The 18,086-nt window shown below is 46.7% G+C and carries 7 protein-coding genes; 4 read left to right on the top strand and 3 right to left on the bottom strand.

The window, feature by feature from the left end; all coding sequences use genetic code 11:
• A partial coding sequence (locus QUA10_RS09480) for a diguanylate cyclase (RefSeq protein ID WP_333082612.1) occupies positions 1-1,069 on the top strand: 1,069 nt, incomplete at its 5' end.
• 486 nt (positions 1,070-1,555) lie between these two features.
• Here QUA10_RS09480 and QUA10_RS09475 read toward each other — a convergent pair.
• Positions 1,556-6,703, bottom strand: coding sequence for a CHAT domain-containing protein (locus QUA10_RS09475; protein ID WP_333082611.1), 5,148 nt, complete (start codon positions 6,701-6,703; stop codon positions 1,556-1,558).
• Between the two features lie 205 nt (positions 6,704-6,908).
• Here QUA10_RS09475 and coaE point away from each other — a divergent pair, with 205 nt between their 5' ends.
• Positions 6,909-7,646 (top strand): dephospho-CoA kinase, encoded by a 738-nt coding sequence (coaE, locus tag QUA10_RS09470; RefSeq protein WP_333082610.1) that lies wholly within the window; start codon positions 6,909-6,911, stop codon positions 7,644-7,646.
• 795 nt (positions 7,647-8,441) lie between these two features.
• Positions 8,442-8,648 carry a heterocyst-inhibiting protein PatX gene (gene patX, locus QUA10_RS09465; protein WP_333082609.1) on the top strand — a complete coding sequence of 69 codons (207 nt, stop codon included), beginning with the start codon at positions 8,442-8,444 and terminating at the stop codon, positions 8,646-8,648.
• Between the two features lie 310 nt (positions 8,649-8,958).
• On the opposite strand, the gene QUA10_RS09460 is transcribed toward patX, so the two are convergent.
• Positions 8,959-10,365 carry a TldD/PmbA family protein gene (locus QUA10_RS09460; RefSeq protein ID WP_333082608.1) on the bottom strand — a complete coding sequence of 469 codons (1,407 nt, stop codon included), beginning with the start codon at positions 10,363-10,365 and terminating at the stop codon, positions 8,959-8,961.
• A 268-nt stretch (positions 10,366-10,633) separates the two neighbouring features.
• Between QUA10_RS09460 and QUA10_RS09455 the strand changes: the two genes are divergently transcribed.
• A complete protein-coding gene (locus QUA10_RS09455; protein ID WP_333082607.1) occupies positions 10,634-12,250 on the top strand; it encodes a HAMP domain-containing sensor histidine kinase in 1,617 nt (538 codons plus the stop codon).
• Positions 12,251-12,409: 159 nt separating this feature from the next.
• On the opposite strand, the gene QUA10_RS09450 is transcribed toward QUA10_RS09455, so the two are convergent.
• The gene (locus tag QUA10_RS09450) at positions 12,410-17,929 is read right to left on the bottom strand and encodes an AAA family ATPase (RefSeq protein WP_333082606.1); all 5,520 of its coding nucleotides are present in this window, start codon (positions 17,927-17,929) and stop codon (positions 12,410-12,412) included.
• Between the last annotated feature and the right edge of the window lie 157 nt (positions 17,930-18,086).

The following is an 18,086-nucleotide window of genomic DNA, read 5'->3' as shown; positions in this document are numbered from 1 at the left end:
TCTATCCTTTCTCTGCGCTGTGCTTATCTCAATGGTCAACTTTCCACTTGATGTATTTGCAAAACTGAGATGCACCCTGCAACAAAGCCTCCAAGAGCAGAATTTACGTCTCTTGAGAGAAATCGAAGAACGCCAACGTCTCGAAGCGTCCCTCTTTGCCGAAAAAGAACTCGCTCAAGTGACTCTCCAATCGATTGGTGATGCAGTTATTACTACCAATGCTCAAGGTAATGTGCGATTTTTCAATCCTATCGCTGAGCAACTAACAGGCTGGAAGGCTCATGAGGCTCAGGGACTACCCCTGTCTACAGTCTTTGAAATTGTCAATGAAGTAACGCGAAAGCCAGTAGAGAATCCGATCGACAAGGCTCTGTTGGAGAAGCGAATTGTGGGCTTAGCTAACCATACTAAACTGATTGCGCGCGATGGGACGGAGTATGCCATTGAACACTCAGCAGCACCGATTCGAGACTGCCAAGGTCAAATTATCGGGGCAGTCATCGTCTTTCATGATGTTACCGAAGCGCGCAATCTTGCTCGTCAACTCTCTTGGCAAGCCAGTCACGATGCTCTGACGGGTTTAATCAACCGTCGAGAATTTGAGCAGCGACTAATAGAGGCGATCGCTTCTATTCAAGATAGCAATCAGCAGCACGCTCTCTGTTATTTAGATTTAGATAAGTTCAAAGTCGTTAACGATACCGCTGGTCATATTGCTGGCGATGAGCTACTGCGCCAAATCACTACACTTTTAAAAAATGGAGTCCGCGCTAATGACACACTGGCTCGCTTGGGAGGTGATGAATTTGGTCTTTTACTTACTAAATGTCCCCTCTCTAAAGCCGCTCTAATTGCGGAAAATCTCAAAGACCTAGTGCATCAGTTTCGGTTTATTTGGGATAGCAAAACCTTTATCATCGGGGTCAGTATTGGAGTTGTTGCCATTAACCAAGACAGCCCTGATTTGATGGAGGTTATGGGGGCGGCTGATGCAGCTTGTTATGCTGCCAAAGGCAAAGGTCGCAACTGTGTTCATGTTTATCGTCGAGACGATCACGAACTAATATAATTAGACAACCTGGTGAGAGGCAGTTGATTTCCCAAATCAGCCGTCCGTTAGAAACCAATCGTTTTTGTCTCTACTTCCAAAAGATTGGCTCTATTACCTCTAATCCATCATTAGAGCCGTATGATTTTTTTTAATAATGCTAGAGAAAAACGGAGAAAGCGTTGGTCCCGATTAGTTTATTCTCAGCGCCGAGCGTTATGGCTTGATAATCAAGAGCGATTGTTGTTGCGTAATCGAAATTTTTTTATCGAATTATCATACTTTATTTGAACTAAATGTTTTTAGTAAAGAGTTTATACGATCAATATTTCTGGCGCTAGGAGTCGAGTTTTTTTTATTTTTATTGTGCCATTTTATCCCCTTTTAGATGTTGAGATCGCGGTCTCTAGTGTGAGTTACCGCACTTTTTTAGGTATTCCCATCCTCCGAGTTTTGCGACTTGTTCTCTCCCGGTTTTTTGGCCGATCGCACCCTGTTCCTTCAGAATTACCACGGCGAACCGATCATTGTAAAAGCAGCCCAATAATAAGGATGCGACAAATTTCGATCGCCCCTGGCGGCCAACTCCGACGGCAAAGGCAGAGCTTGATTGTTGCCTGATCGTACCAAATAACCATCTTGCAACCGCACTTCACCCCGCAACATCGCCAACTGCGCTTGCCGCAAAGCCTCCGCCTTAATCGGCGCTGTACGCAACTGCTGGTAAAACTCAGTCATCAGCCCCAAAGTACCGACATCGCTGACATACCACAAACTCGCCAAAGCCGATTTTACCCCCGCGTGCACCGCCAACCCCGCAAACCCCAACTCAGCTTGTTCGTCTCCCACCGCCGTAGTACACGCACTCAAAACCAACAACTCCACCTGCGGGTTAGATAACTTCAACTGATCCAACTGATTCAACCGCAACTTAGTATCCCAAAACTGAATGTAAGAATTTTGGGCACCCCCAGGTTGAAAATCGCCGTGAGTAGCTAAATGAATAATTTTGTATTGCGATTGATTGCGCTTCTGCTTCAAATTTGCCAAAGTAAAAGCTTCATTGAGAAAAGACGAACCTGGCCAAATCTTGCCCACAATTGTCGATATTTCCAACGGCACCGCAGGCAATGGATTTTGATCGTATTTAGCGGGAAAATTCGATGCACCCATCGCTAACACTTCAGAACCCTTAACATCGGCATAGCGAGTATCAGTTAAACTCAAACTCGGAATCAGCCCCAAACTGTACTTTTCTACCAAAAACTGCTTGCCGTCGTAAAGAGCAGCCAAAGGCAAAGTTCGCAAACCGACATCCATAGAAAACGCCAAAGTGTCAATCTTGTTAGCATCCAATTCCGGTTGGAGCGGTGCAATTAACCACTGGTAAAGTTCCTCGGCAGGTTGCTTGTAGTCAGCAGCATTCAATCTCCTGGGAGTTCTGATAGCATTAGTGAATTCTTTAGCAACTTGCAAGACTGTCTCGCGGCTTGCAGGCACACTTTTAAAAACATTTTTGCCGTCTGGCAATAACAACACAAGTTCTAAATGTTTGTCTTTTGCCCATACGTAAAGGATGGCGGGTTTAACCCCAGTCAACTGATTGACGCTGTTGAGAGTATCTCGAATACTTTTCTGCGTAACTGACTTTTCAGTGACAGTGCCCCCAAAGTAACGTTCAAATTCCCGGCCTTGAGTTCTATCCCTTTGCTGCACTGCGTCGATCGGATTTATTTGCGCGATCGAGTTTGATCGAGAAATCTCAGGAACCCTGAGATTCCCCATACTTTCTGCTGTCACCGCACTCGCCGGCTTCTGTGGAGTTGTTGCCACACTGGCGTTTTCTGTCGCCACAGGCGTACCCAAATTGCCTTTTAACACCGACGGCGACATTAGTACCGGACCTGCCGCAGTCTGGTTAGACTGAGCCTCAACAGGCGCAGCAGCAGGTTCTGGCGAGACATTTGTGGTACTGATCTTTGCCGCAGAGGCTGTGGGGCCGAGAATCACCTGAGTCACAATTTGTTGAGAATTGTCTGTAGTTTGCAGTTCCACGCTGGTAGTTGGTGCCGGACTCGGCACGATCGCCAGCGGCCCGATCGCAGTTGAAGAGGTGGCAGTGTTCGACTTCGAGTTTCCAGTCCCAACAGTCGCCACCGTGCAGGTTCCAGACGAGCAAGTGCTTTGCAGCAACGTCTGTGAACCCGATTGAGCCAGCCCGTCTGTAGAAATGCTGACCTCGGCGCGCTCAGCAGCAGTTCCTGTTCCCGGAGTCCGAAACGCTCCCCCAGCCTCGATTGCCACATCGCCACCCGTATTGCCACGAGCTTTGATCGAAACAACTTCAACATCTTTCTGCCCGATAATTTGGCTCGAACCGGCACTTCCCGATTGCGAACTCGAGTTGATCACCCCTGTAACTATCCGGCCCGGCGCCGCAATCGAAATATCTCCCCCGCCTCTGGCACCAAAAGCATCGATGTTGCCTGTTTCTACCGCACCGGCGCTGCGAATATTGATAGGGCCCGCCACCCCGGAAGTTGAGCGAGATGAAACCGTACCAGTAGTCAACTTGCCTTGGGTGCTAGTGATGTTAATCCCCGCAATCGAGGTAACGTCTCCGACGGCTAGAGTACCGCCCATCAGAGAGATCATGGCGTTATCAGTGCCGATGATCGCACCCGTTCCCACGATCGCGCCTGCGCCATTGGGCGATCGGATCGTCGTCGGATCTTGAAATGTCAACGCCAGTGGCGTTGAATTTGGCGTTGAATCTGGCGTTGGAGAACCAATCGAGATCGCACCGCTACCGTCAGCGCGCCCGATAGTGATCGAAGCAAACCCATTCCGAAAAGTGTTCAATTCAGCAGCAGTCAAGTTCAGAGCTTCTGTATCGCCAGAACCTTGAATTATAATATTTTGACTAGGATCAGCCGGTTGCACCACCAGATTGCCGTTACTGGCGATCGCATTGTTGTCACCCGTCAAGTCCACTTCGTTGCCCGTCAGGGTAATATCTCCCGGTGTTTTCGAGCCACCAGCTTCGATCGCCCCTGCAGTGACTCCATTGCGCCCCGTCAGCGTCACATTCCCCGCGCGATCGCCCCTCGTGTTGATCGCCCCTGCAGTCACCGTACCCTGTGCAGTAACACTAACATCTCCCGCCGAATTGCCTATATCTTCGGCAGAATTGACAGAAGTGTTGATGGTGCGGGCAGTTCCAGTACGTAGCTGACCGGTTGTGACATTGCCTGCGGTGCTGGCGATGCGAATTTCCTGATTGTTGGTAGTGATATTTCCGGTTCTGATATTGCCGTCAGCTTTGAGAGTAATTGAGGCATTGTCGGCCGCTGTCAAAGAATTTGTGGTAGTGATTGTTCCCAAACCCGCTGGCGATTGAATAATTAGCGGATCATAAAATGTGAAATCGTTGGCAATCAGAATTGAACCGATACCGTTGCTGCGGCCGATCGTAATTCCAGCAAACCCATTTTCCAAACTTCCGAGGTCGCTTGCCGTCAGATTCAAATAAATATTAGTACCGACATCTCCAGAACCGCCGATCGCAATATTTTGACCGGGACTCCAAGGTTGCAGTACCAAAAAGCCAGTACCGCTGACTGAATTTTTGTCGCCTTTAAAATTAATTTCATCACCCGTCAAAGTAATGTTTCCCGAACCCCCGGCGATCGAGGTAACTCCGAGAACATTCCGAGCCGTCACAGTTACATTTCCCGTCGCTTCCCGGCCGCTGGCATCAAGTTTTTGGGCCGTTACATTCAGGCTTTCGAGCACAATATTCCCGCTGCTGCCGCTGCTGGGATTGGATGAAGAAATGTTGTTTGCAACAGTCGAACCCGGACTAGTCAAACTAATATTTCCGCCGTTACTCGACAAATTGCCTGCTGTAATTTGACTTCCCGAAATGGCGATCGCACCGCCAGCCGTGCTAATTGTATCTCCAGAATTCATCGAAAAAACACCCGCACCACTGCGATCGGCATCTGCTCTCAATGTTACCGAACCAGTAGTTGCTTGAAAGCTCAACTGATTGTCCGCCAAATCAGCAATTGTAATATCATTGAGCGCTTCGAGAACCACATTTGCCGTCGCCGACATACTTTCCAAAGCTGTAGCCGAAATTGTCAGCGAAGGATCAGAATTGTTTTCCTGTCCTGGTACTGTTCCTGTTGACAAAATATTATTGTTGGCAATTATTGCCGCATCGCCCGCAGCTTCTGGGGAATCTGTAATTAAAATATTTTCGGGATCTAACAGCAAAGTGCCCAAACCGTTTGTCCCAGAGGTATCAACAGTACCGTTAAAAATCAATCTTTGCTTGCCCGAAACTTCCACAAACCCGCCAACACCTGCGGTTGCCGTTGCAGAAACGCCATTTGCGCTAATGCTGCCCAAAAATGCTGTTGTGTTGTCAGCCCAGACAAAAACTCTGCCGCCGTTGCCTGATTCAGTTGCGTTGGCGGCGATCGAACTTTTGCCATCCACGTAAGTCATCCTGGCATTCGGCACAGTTCCCTCGCCTCGGTAATCTCCCCCGATCCGCACCGTTCCGCCGCCGTCTGGCCCCGAAGCCTCAATCTTCGCTCCCACCAGCCCTACCTTGTCACCCAACACGTTGACGCTTCCTCCCGCGCTCCCCCTGGCAGACACGTCCGCAGCACCCGCTACCAGCGCAGTTCCAGCACCTGCAGGCACTGTTTGACCGCCTGTGAGTACGACTTCACCTTGAGCGTTCGTAGTTATACCCGTAGCGTTAGCCACGCCGGGACCCGAAAGCAGCCGAGGTAAAGTCAGCGGAGAGAAGGGAACACCTTCGGAACCCGACACTCCTGCAGCCGGAGAAACTTCTAAACTCAGCAAAAGTCCGTTTTGACTGAACCGCACCAGATTTTCGCCCGGAACAGCGGCCACAGTAATTTGACCGCCTGGGGCTGAAAGTTTCCCTGTACTGATGACCGTACCGCCCAGCAAAGTCAAATTTTGCCCCGTGCCGACAGCCAAGTTACCGGCATTGACAATACTTCCCGGCTGTGAGCCAAAAACAAAAGCATTCGGCGTTCCGACTAGGGCGGCGTAGTCGATCGCCCCAGTACCGTTGAACCAGCCGTTGTCAAAACCGATACCGCTAGCGGTGGTAGCAAAAAAAGACCCGGACACATCGAGTCGGGCATTCGTTCCAAAAATAATCCCTGCGGGATTCATCAGCAACAAATTAGAATTGCCGCCACTAACTTGAATTAAACCGTTAATTAAGGAAGCATCCCCGCCGACAACACGGCCGAGGATATTTTTAACGCTTGGGTTGGAGATGAAATTGGCAGTTTCGCCAGGATTCAGATTAAACCGAGTAAAACTGTGGAACAAATTTGCTCCGTCTCTGGAGGTAGTGCCGCCTTTAATGTCGTAGCGAGGAGGCGACCCTGTACCTGGGGCGGTGACAGCGGTTCCAGTGCCGTCTGGGGCTGGAGTAATAGATTGTGCCGCAGCAATTTGAGATTGGGGATAAATTCCCACGAGTACCCATCCGCTGCTGTTTTCTTTGAGGAAAACCAGGTTGGGTAAAAAATCTACTATCAAAAATCCAGCAAGGGGAATTGCTGCCAGAATCGACCGCACAGCACGTTGAGCATTCATAAGTTTGCCTCGGTCTAGACCTTGATTCGAGTTTAAAATTGAGATTTTAGGTAAAAAAGAGTCGATCGCACCCCAATGCTGACACTTCCTAACGCGAACTCTCGATCACAAATCTTAAATATTAAGTCTAAATTTGATTGTGTCACCAACATAGCAAAGACTGACAGTAAGTGTCGAAACCCAGGAATTTTAAACAGAGAAAATTATGAGCGATCGAATTGTCCGTCTGATTGGTTTAACTGGGGGCATCGCCACCGGTAAAACTGCTATATCTAATTATCTGAGAGATGCCTGTGGATTTCCGATTTTAGATGCCGATATTTACGCCCGCGAAGCTGTGAACCCCGGTTCGCCAATACTTGACTCTATTGTAAAACGATACGGTGCCAGTATTTTGCTCCCGGATGGCAATTTAAATCGGCCAGAGTTGGGAAGTATTATTTTTTGTAACGCAGACGAGCGGCAGTGGTTGGAACAACAGATTCACCCTTACGTGCGCCGCCGATTAGTTGAGGAAACTCAAAGCTGCATTGCTGCATCGAGTCCGGTATCCCAGGACACACAGAATTTAGGTACAAAGACTCAAGAAACCGGCTTTTTTCACCCTCATCAAAAGCTAGAACCGAGTATTGTTGAAAAAAAAGCCGGTTTCTGCGCCCCGGCTGACACCTTGACTTTGGTTTTGGTAGTGCCGCTGCTGTTTGAAGCTAACATGACTGACTTGTGTACCGAAATTTGGGTGGTGTACTGTTCACCCGAAGTGCAGTTAGAACGACTAATGCAGCGAGACGGCTTGAATTACGATCGAGCTAATGCCCGCATTAACGCCCAGTTGCCGCTGGCTCAAAAGTGTCAACAAGCTGATGTTATTTTGGACAACTCGTCAACGCTCGACTCGCTATTCCTGCAGGTAGATGTGCAAGTCAGTCGCGTTGAGAGTTGAGATTTGAGATTGAATCCGCGATATGAGTTTTAAAACCAGTTTTTTTTACTTTCTGCGCGCCAGTTCGATTTGAGAGTTGAGATTTGAGATTGAATCCACGGTTTTGTCAACGGGCTTTTTTCCCAACCGCTTTCGACTCCTCCTTCAAAGTGGCGCGTAAGCCCTCTTGTCACAAAGCAAGATCAAAAAAGATCAGAAAAAATCAAAGGTTCACAATTTATTTAAAAATACAATAGCAACCATTTATGAAGTTAATGTGAAAATTAGGCCTTGCCCGCTTTAAGGAATCTCATTCAACAAGATATTTATATGTAACCTGCGGATGGAGCGCCTCGGTACTCTCTTGTTGTGTCTTTCATCCCAGGGTTGCCGCTTCACCTCAATAAATTATGAAGTTAATCATAAAAGTAGTAAAACTTTACAATTGGCGTTTTATTTCCTTGTTGGGAGACTGTTTCAAGAGGTTTCCAGGGGCGATACCCTTTTAGATTTTAGATTTTAGATTGGGGAATGATTTATAACTACCAGGGTTGGGAAGACGAGCATAGAAGAGTAGCATGATTTTTTTGAACATAGTCTTGAATTATGCTGGTTGCCCGTAAGTAGCAGATAACTAGAAATTATCCGCGAACAAGGGATCTAGATGATGGATTTCACCCGCTTTTAACCAAAACTCAAAAAAATTGCAGGTGTCCTCACTTACTAATTGATGATTTCGCCACAATTATTTTTTTTATCCTGATAGCAGAGTACAGACTGCGTATCAAGGAGGAGAAAATACAAACACCAAAATTTATGATGCGCGTTTACTCTTCCATCCTGATGTCAAGCCTGTTACTGAGTGGTACCGCAGTTAACGCTCAAAGCTTAGAAACTCGATCGACCTTTTTTGCTCAAGACAACTCTGCTCCCGAAATTTTAACCGCCGTAGCCGACACTCAGACCTTTTACGATAAAGAGCCAGATAATAATACGCCACCAGGACGAGGCCAGGGGAGATAAAGCCGAAAAAAGCGATAATTGCAGGGAATTAGGGGGAGAATGGGACAATATAAAATTGAGAGAAGAAGAGAAAAATTGAAAATTTCGAGCCATTAATTGGGGACTTACGTACTGCGTAGCAAAAAACCGATTTTTCAGCGGTATTTGACGACTCAAGACATAATTTTTGGCTATTCCGGTTTTTTTGCCCAATATCGTCAAAATATCAGACACCACAAACGGGCGGGAAATGTTGCACTCAAAAAATAAAGAAAGGTAAAGCACGAGTAGGAATCTGGCGCTTTACCTTTTTTTTTAAACTTTTGCAGCTTTAATCTTCTTCTGCAGCTTCGCCACCAACAACGACATCGCGAATCCGCAAACTCGGGCCGCCGCAGCCGACGGGCAAACCGCTTTGTCCTGCTTTGCCGCAGCCACCGGATTCATCCCAGTAGAAATCGTCGCCGATCGCCTCAATATCGGCTAGAGTGCTGAAAACATTACCCGAAAGAGTAACATCCCGCACCGGATTGTCTAGTTTTCCGTCGCGGATCATCCAAGCTTCGCCGGCACTGAAAGTAAACATTTCGCCGTTAGTCATGCCGCCTTGCCAATTGCGCGCATAAACTCCTTCCTTGATACCAGAAAATAAGTCAGCAACTGGCGTGTCACCCCGTTCGATCCAAGTATTCGTCATACGGACGATCGGCGGATAATGATAATTCAAACAGCGAGCATTGCCAGTAGGCGTTTCTCCCAACTTGCCCGCCGTTTCCCGCGAGTGCAGCCGCCCGACTAAAGCGCCGTCTTTAATTAACTGAGTAGTAGTCGCCGGAGTCCCTTCATCGTCGTAAAAATAGCTGCCCCGGTGTCCCTCTGGCGCTGCACCATCGAAAATTTGCAAGTTTTTGGGACCGAACTGGCGGCCGAGGGTCATAATTTCCAAAATGTCGGGATTTTCGTAGGCCATGTCCGCTTCGGAAAGATGCCCGAAGGCTTCGTGGACGAATAATCCGGTCAAAATTGGGTCGATGACGACGGTGTAGGTGTTGCCTTGGACGGGGGGTAAGGCTAGGGAATCTACAGCGCGCTGGGCGGCGCTGCGAACTTGAACATCAAGCTCGGTTAAGTCTTCGTAAGCTTTGCGGGAACCAGTGGTTTCTCGGCCAGTTTGTACGGTTTCCCCGCTGCGGGCTGTGGCGGCAAAGCGCATTTCCATGTCTGCCCAACCTTGTTCGAGCATGGTGCCTTCGGAGGTGGCGAGGATGATGCGCTGGGTGCTGTCGCCGTAGCGCACGGAGATTGTGGCGATGCGGGGGTCAATGCTGCGGAGAATAGCCGCGTAGCGATCGCACAATTGCTTTTTGTCAATTAGGGGAACCAGACGGGGGTCTGTTCCTGTCAGCGGCAGCAAGCAAATGTCTTGTACTGGGGTGACTGGGGCCAGGATCGTTTCTTCTTCGCCGATCAGTTTTGCCGCGGCGATGGCTTCTTCGATTCTTTCGGCGAGGGTGGAAAGTCGGTTAAAACTGGCAAAGCCCCAGCCGCCTTTGTGACAAGCTCTGACTTGGCCGCCAATTGAGACTCCTTCGCTGAGGGTTTCAATTTTTTCGCCCCGCAGCAGGATGTCGGTGCCTTCGGCTTCTTCCAGTCGAATTGCCAGATAATCGACTTGGTGACGGTAGCGTGCCATTAAGTCTGACAGCAGATTTTTCGAGTCGGCGATCGAGGTGGGCATAAGGAAAGCACGGTGTTTAACTTACTTCATTTTGCACTTTTGTCAGGGCGATCGTACAAAATACCGCCGCAAGCGCGGAGATTGCGACTTATTGGTACGGTTCTGCCAATATCGTTAGTTGACAAATGTGGATATCCTGTGAGTTAGGAGGAAGGCGCAAGAAATTATGCGGGATTTTTTGATCGTGCTGGTGCTTGACTCCTAACTCCTGAACTTTCCTATACATAAATACTTCACCCTTCATGCCTCCGAAGGTGGGTTTATAACTGTGAATACTTACTTTTTACCGACAATAAGCGAAATTTTAGCCTCCGAAGGCCAAGAAAATGACCTCAGTCTCTTTGATGCTAAGTTGGCGGGAGAAAACAACCGCCATCGGTGTCCTGCAAGCCGTGGGGCTTCTCGGCTGAAAGCTGAACAGGAATGGTACGGGGCGATCGCAGCTTTGAATCAAATGCTCGATCGGCAAAAAGCAGGACAAAAAACAAATGCCGATCGAGCAAATTGTCGATCGACAATCTCCAATTCCTGTCAGGGATTGGTGTTGTCCGGCCCGTCTTCGGTTTTGACTCACCCCGCTTTGGCCAACGGCTTTGCCAATTGGATTTTTACCAGTATTCCCGACAACGATGCAGCTTTGTGGTCTTTTCGGGCGAGACAAACTTTAGCTTTAATGCCGGCGGCTGATGTGCAAACCTCAGTGCCTGCGGCGGCCCCGGCTTTGGCTTTGGCAAGTGGTGATCCCTTAGCCAATGAGCAGTTTTGTTTGGTTTTAACTGCTAGTTTTAGCCTGGTGATGGTTTTGGGTGAAAATTCTGCCGGAATTCCGGCTTTTCTATTTTCTTTCGACCCGCAAGTAGTCGCCAAAGCTTGGGAAGTTTTGCGGCGCAGGGTGACAGAAAGCGAATGTTTGCTTGCCAATTCTGACGGTAGCTTTAATTTACCAGTTAGCAAATTAACTAATAATTCTACTAAATTAGACGCGCTGTTCGAGCAGTTTTTGCCTGTGGAGCCAAATTATCAAACAGTGATGCAGTTCAGCCGCTTGCTGTTGCATAATTTGCCGGTTGGGAAAGATGAAGCAGGCAGGATAAAGGATGAAAGAATTGATGATGGTTTGAACCATAGACATCACAAGTTATCGGCTACAGATATCAACTGCAAATCTCCCATGCCTCTAGCTACTAAAGAGGTGGAATTGCTACAGGCGATCGCCCATGAAGTCCGCACTCCTTTGGCTACCATTCGCACGCTGACTCGGCTGCTGCTGAAGCGACCCAAACTCGATGCGGTGGTGGTCAATCGTTTGGAAATGATTGATGCTGAGTGCACCACTCAGATCGATCGTTTCGGTTTAATTTTCCGCGCCGTGGAATTGGAAATGTCGCAAGCTAAAAATTCTGGCGTGCAGCTAACAGCAATGTCCCTCGGTGAAGTGCTACAAAATAGCATTCCCCGCTGGCAAAAACAGGCGACTGTGCGAAACCACACTTTGGAAGTGATTGTGCCGAAAAAGTTGCCGGCGGTAGTCAGCGATCCGACGATGCTGGATCAGGTTTTAACTAATTTGATTGAGAATTTTACTCGAACTTTGCCTTCCGGAAGTCGCATTCAGGTGGAGGTGACATTAGCGGGCAATCAGTTAAAGTTGCAGTTGGAATCGGAACACCTACCTGAAGGTAATGTCGCATCGACTTTTGCAGCTAGTGCGAATGCTCCTTTGCGATCGATCGGGCCTTTGTTGATGGTGCAGCCGGAGACAGGAAGTTTGAGTTTAAATTTGAGCGTGACTAAGAATTTATTTCGGGCTGCTGGCGGGAAGTTGGTAATTCGCCAGCGGCCCCAAAAGGGCGAGGTGATGACGGTATTTTTGCCGCTGCAATAGTCAGTTGTCCGTTGTTGGTTGTCAGTTGTTGGTTGTCCTATCAATTGCGGTTGCATCGGAAGGATTTAACCGCAGAGAACGCAGAGAACGCAGAGGAAGAGAAGAGAGATCTCAATAATATCGGTCAACAACGGACAACTAACAAGGGACAACTAACCATTAATCAATTAAAATCTCAAGGACAAACTCCGTTCCTTCTCCAGGTGAAGAAAAACAACTCAGTTTTCCGCCGTGTTTTTCTTCTACAATTTGACGTGCGATCGCCAGTCCTAACCCAGTTCCTTTGCCCACATCTTTAGTGGTAAATAGATGGTCGAAGATATGATTTTTCACTTCTTCTGACATTCCTTTTCCGTTATCGGCGATGGAAATTTTTACCTTTTCACTTTCTACTTTTGTCCGAATAGTGATGTGATTGGGATGGGCTTTAATTTCGGCAAAACTTCGTCCTTGATTTGATTCTTCTAAGGCATCGATCGCATTTGCTAACAAATTCATAAATACCTGGTTTAATTGTCCCAAATAACATTTGACTTGGGGAATATTGCCGTACTCTTTAATGATTTTAATTTCAGGATGCTTGTCGTTCGCTTTCAGGCGATGCCGTAAAATCATCAAAGTGCTATTGAGACCTTCGTGGATATTGGCCTCAACTTTATGAGCTGTATCGGCGCGAGAGAAAGTGCGGAGGGAGGTGCTGATGTTTTTGATGCGCTCGCATCCTATTTTCATGGAACTCAACATTTTGGGTAAATCTTCTACTAGATAATCTAAATCTATTGCCTCGGCTTTCTTAATCAATTCTGCTTCGGATTGCGGAAATTTTTCTTGATAGAGGCGCAAATAATCAATTAAGTCTTGGACTCCAGCATGAGCTTCATTAATGTTGCCGGCAATGAAACCAACGGGGTTGTTGATTTCATGGGCAACCCCCGCCACTAGATTACCTAATGCTGACATCTTTTCACTTTGGATCATTTGCATCTGAGTTTGCTGAAGTTCATTCAAAGTCTGCTGCACTTGGTGATAGAGACGGGCATTCTCCAGAGCGATCGCGGCTTGACTAGAGAGAAAATTCAGCACTAGGAGGCGATCGCGACTAAACACCCCGCTGGTTATCCGATTTTCTAGATACAAAATGCCGACCAAATTCCCCTGATTTAGAATTGGCAAACCCAGCAAACTCTCTGGTTGGTGGTGGTCTAAATAATCGTCAATCACAGGCAGATCAGTTTTGGCGTGATCGATGACAACTGCTGCTAGGGTGTTTTTGACATACTGGATTAATTTAACAGGAACGGTGGGATTATTCTCTAGGGGTTCCTTTTGCAGGCTCATGTTTTCCCACGTAGCTATCGCCCGCACTTGCCATTGTTGATCTTGGCAGAGCATCAGTGCACAGCGATCGGCTCCCGAATTTTGTAACATGGTTTGGGTGACAATTTGCAGCAACTCCTCCAGGTCGATCGTGCTGGAGATCATTTGGGAGATTTGCAGCAGGGTCGTAAAATCTAGAGCATGGTTGATGGAGGTGCTTGAGGTAGTGTGGTAGGTACTCGAATGAATTGAGTAGGTGGGATTGGTGAGGGTGGATAGGGTTTCTAAAATAGTGACGGGTTGGGCGGACTGTTGTAAGATGGGGCGCAGCAGATCGGGATAACGTTTTTCTAGGTCATCGGTTTTGGCTTTTGCTCCCCAGCGGGCGTAACAATAGTAGGCTTCCTGCATATAGCCAGCAGCGACTTTTTCTTTGCCCCAGCCGAGGTAGAATTTAGCGGCGAGTTCGTGGGCTAAGGCTTCCTCGTTGAGGAATTGGTTGTCTTTAGCCAGTTGAATGGCGCGATCGTACAACTCAGCAGCCGGCCATTTTTCTTCAGCAACACGAGCCATCTCCGCCTCTAAAAGCAGAAATTTGGACAAACAGTTTTCAGGACAGTTGTGTGCCCAAATTTGAAGTTGTTGCCGATTATTCTGAACAACTTCTTGATAATCTTGTGGTTTTTTTTCCGGTGCTTCCCCATAAAGTTGCAAGACAGTCAAAGACTGATAAAAACAATGCAGAACACGTTGAAATTGTCCATATAGTGCATTAGAAAACTCTGCCGCGGCTACTAACATTTCATAAGCCTTAGTATACTCACCATAAGTGAAAAACAAAAAGGCTTTAGCGAAATAGTATGTACTACTGCCATAGCCATAGCCAATTTCATTGAACGTTGCTAGCGCCGACTCTTCATCAAATGTTTCAGAGCTAAGGCTATACTTCCCTATCGTTAGCCCTTGCAAATTCTCTAGGAGCTTGCACTGAAGAATTAGGGCAAATGCTGTCGTAATCTCAGTCCGCTCCGCAAAGCTGATGTACTTTTCATGTCGAGCCAGCAAAATGTGAATATCGCTTGAGACGATCGCCTGCTGCCAAAAACTGAACAGAGCACTGTGATGACACCAAGAAAAATCCCCTACCTCCATTGCCCCCTGATAAGCAGCTTGTTGCAGAACAAGATTGGAACTGACGTGCTTGCGCCAATGGTTGATAAAGTTGCCAAACGACATATAAATTTTGCCATTCAGGGTGGTGTTATGAAATTTTTCATTCACCTTCAACCCTAAAAGTCCAAACTCATAGCCCAGTTCATAGTCTTGAAAGCGTTGGCAGAGAATTGTTCCATACCAAACATAAACAAAACCCGCCACATTTGTATTCCCGTATTGCAAACAGAGATTGGTCATGTGTAACACAACCAACACTAACAACTCCTGATTAGTTAGGTAAGTGGGCGGTACCATGTTCATTAGCAGTTTAATCAGCATCTGGCGTTCTTCATCGACAAGGAGTGGTGCGTCGATTAGTCGTGCAACTGCGCGCTGATTTAAGGTTTTTTTAACTTCCAAAGCCATCCCTTCTAACTCTGCTTCATTTGGCATAATGGCTAGTTCTAAGCCTAACAGTTTTAGCCCTTCGATTCCTACCTGAATCGCCTTTTGATACAAAGCCTTATTTTGATAATGAGTTAGCTGGATTGCAATAATTTTTGTTCGATCTAAACTAAATTGGGCAGAATTAAAAGCGATTTGTATCAACTCTTCAGCTTGTTCAAAATTTCCTGCCAAAAACTCAGACTCAAGGCTTTCTAAATACATTGTAAATGTTAATTTATAGGCACATTCCCATTTATTTCTGGGTAGGAAACTTAACCCGAAAGCGAGATATTTTGTCGCCGATTCATACGCTGTTGAGAGTTTGGCTCTCTGCCCTGCAAAGAGGCTAATTTTAGCAAGCTTTGTTCGTTCTTCTTGGTGCGTTATTAGCTCCGAACTAAGGATAAAATGATTAATAATATCGAACACTTCTTCTCCTCTTTCAACTTCTGAGAAATTGGGAAGAAGTAACTGTCCTATTTTGAGATGGGTGGCTTGCTTTTGGTCATCAGGAATTAAGGAATAAGCAGCTTGCTGAACCCGATCGTGGAGAAACTTGTAGTGAGGTAATTGAGCGGGTGTTGTTGGCAATGCGGGGCTGGTGCTCCGCTCTTCTTTTCCTATATAAAACTTGTAAATTTCACTCGTTGGTAAGATGAATCCTTCTTGCAAGGATTTCCACAAATCCGCAGCAGTTTCTTCCGGCGACTTCTCGCTGACTACCGCCAATGTATTCAAATCAAACTGCGCTCCAATGCACGCAGCCAACTTCAGCACATCCTGAGTTTCTGGTGGCAACTTCTGCAATTGCACCGCCATAAACTCCACTACATCATCGGTAATAGTTAGGGCTTTGACTTTGGCAATATCGCACTGCCACCCCTCTGTTACCCCTTTCTCTCCCCCCTCGGTAAGGAGGGGGGTGGGGTTAAACGCAATCAGCCCATCTTCCTGTAGCGCCCTGAGAAATTGCGTGGCAAAAAATGGATTGCCTTTGGTTTTTTGATAAACTAACTCGGTTAATGGCTGAGCAAGAAGGATCTCGCACGAGAGCGTATCTGCTATCAAATCGTTAATATCGACTTGACTCAGAGGTTCCAAGGTAATAGTATTTACCGTTACTTGGGATTTTTCTATCTCTGCTACTGCCAACATAAATGGATGAGCCGGAGATACTTCGTTATCTCGATATGCCCCAATTACCAGCAAATTCTGACTGTTTTTTTCACTCATCAACACTTGCAAAAGCTTCAGGGATGCTGAATCTGACCATTGCAAATCATCCAAAAAAATCACTAAGGGATGTTCTTTGGTGGCAAAGACAGAGATAAATTTTTGAAATAGTAAATTGAAACGATTTTCGGCGGCACTTCCCGAAAGTTCAGAGACAGGCTGTTGTTTCCCAATAATTCGTTCCAGTTCGGGAATCACTTCTACAATAACTTGACCGTTTTCGCCAAGAGCCTTGATAATTTTCCTTTGCCATCGTTCTAGCTGAGCGTCGCTTTCTGAGAGTAATTGATCCATTAAATCTCGGAAGGCTTGCACAAAAGCACTAAAGGGAATGTTGCGTTGAAATTGGTCGTATTTGCCTTTAATAAAATAACCGCGTTGCCGAACTATGGGTTTGTGAATTTCGTTGACTACAGCGGTTTTCCCAATGCCGGAAAATCCGGCAACTAGCATCATTTCGCTGCGGGATAACTTCGAGTCCCCCCAGCCCCCCTTAGTAAGGGTTGAGTCTTCTTTTCCCTGGTTTCTCTCCTTGCCAGGTGCTTCTTGGGAAGGGGAGTTAGAGGGGTTTGCTACTCGATCGAATGCTGCTAATAATGCAGCGACTTCGGTTGCTCTGCCGTAGAGTTTTTCGGGTATGATAAAGCGAGCGCAAAAATCTCGCCGCCCAATGGCAAAGCTCTCAATTTTACCTGTCTCATTGAGTTGTTGCAAACAAGTTTTTAAATCGGCTTTCAACCCTAATGCACTCTGATATCGAGTTTCGGCATTTTTGGCCATCAATTTGCTGACAATCTCCGAGAGGACAAGGGGAATTTTGGGATTAATTTCACGTATAGATGGCGGGTGCTGGGCAATATGACAGTGGATCAATTCCATTGGATCGCTGGCTTGAAATGGCAATTTTCCTGTCAGCAGTTCGTAAAAGGTTACACCTAATGAATAAAAATCTGTGCGGTAGTCAAGGCCGCGATTCATCCTTCCTGTTTGTTCGGGAGATATATAGCTAAGTGTTCCTTCAATTACGTTGGGACTCATCACTATTTGAGTTTCTCGCGGCAGCAAAGATGCAATACTAAAGTCGATGAGTTTGACTTGTTTTGTCTCAGGATTTATTAAAATATTGGCGGGTTTAATATCTTTGTGAATGATGCGGTGGCGGTACAGTATATCTAATGTGTTGCTTAGGTCGATCGCAATTTGGAAAAAATCTACCAGAGATGGCACGGTTTTTCCTTTTCCCGTCCATTCCTTCAGAGAAATTCCCCCGAAGTCTTCCACAATCAGGGCATAGCCGTTCCGGTAGGGTTCCAAGCTGTAGGTTTCGATGATGCCGGGCAAATTCAGGTTTTTGGCGATCGTGTATTGATTGCGAAAATGCAAGAGTTCGCTGAAGCTGGGATACTCGTTTCGCAAGACTTTGATGGCGACCGATTTTTGGTCGCAGAGGCGAATTCCGCGATAAACTAGGGTGCGAGTGCCTGAATAAATTCGAGCGAGAATTTGATAGCCAGTTAATTCTATCATAACAATAATTATTTTGCTGTTAAAATATTTTGTATTACTATTATAATCTAGTGCAAATCAGATTCTTGCTTCGTCTTAATACTTAAAAATATAACAAATTTCGCAGCCCGCGAACAGCTAAGCGTTAACGGTTAACCGAATTCGGTTAACCGTTAAC

The sequence above is a fragment of the Microcoleus sp. Pol8_D6 genome (assembly GCF_036700965.1).
In the GTDB taxonomy this organism is placed as follows: domain Bacteria; phylum Cyanobacteriota; class Cyanobacteriia; order Cyanobacteriales; family Microcoleaceae; genus Microcoleus.
The sequence above is the reverse complement of the archived record's forward strand: the minus strand, read 5'-3'. Positions and strand labels throughout refer to the sequence as shown.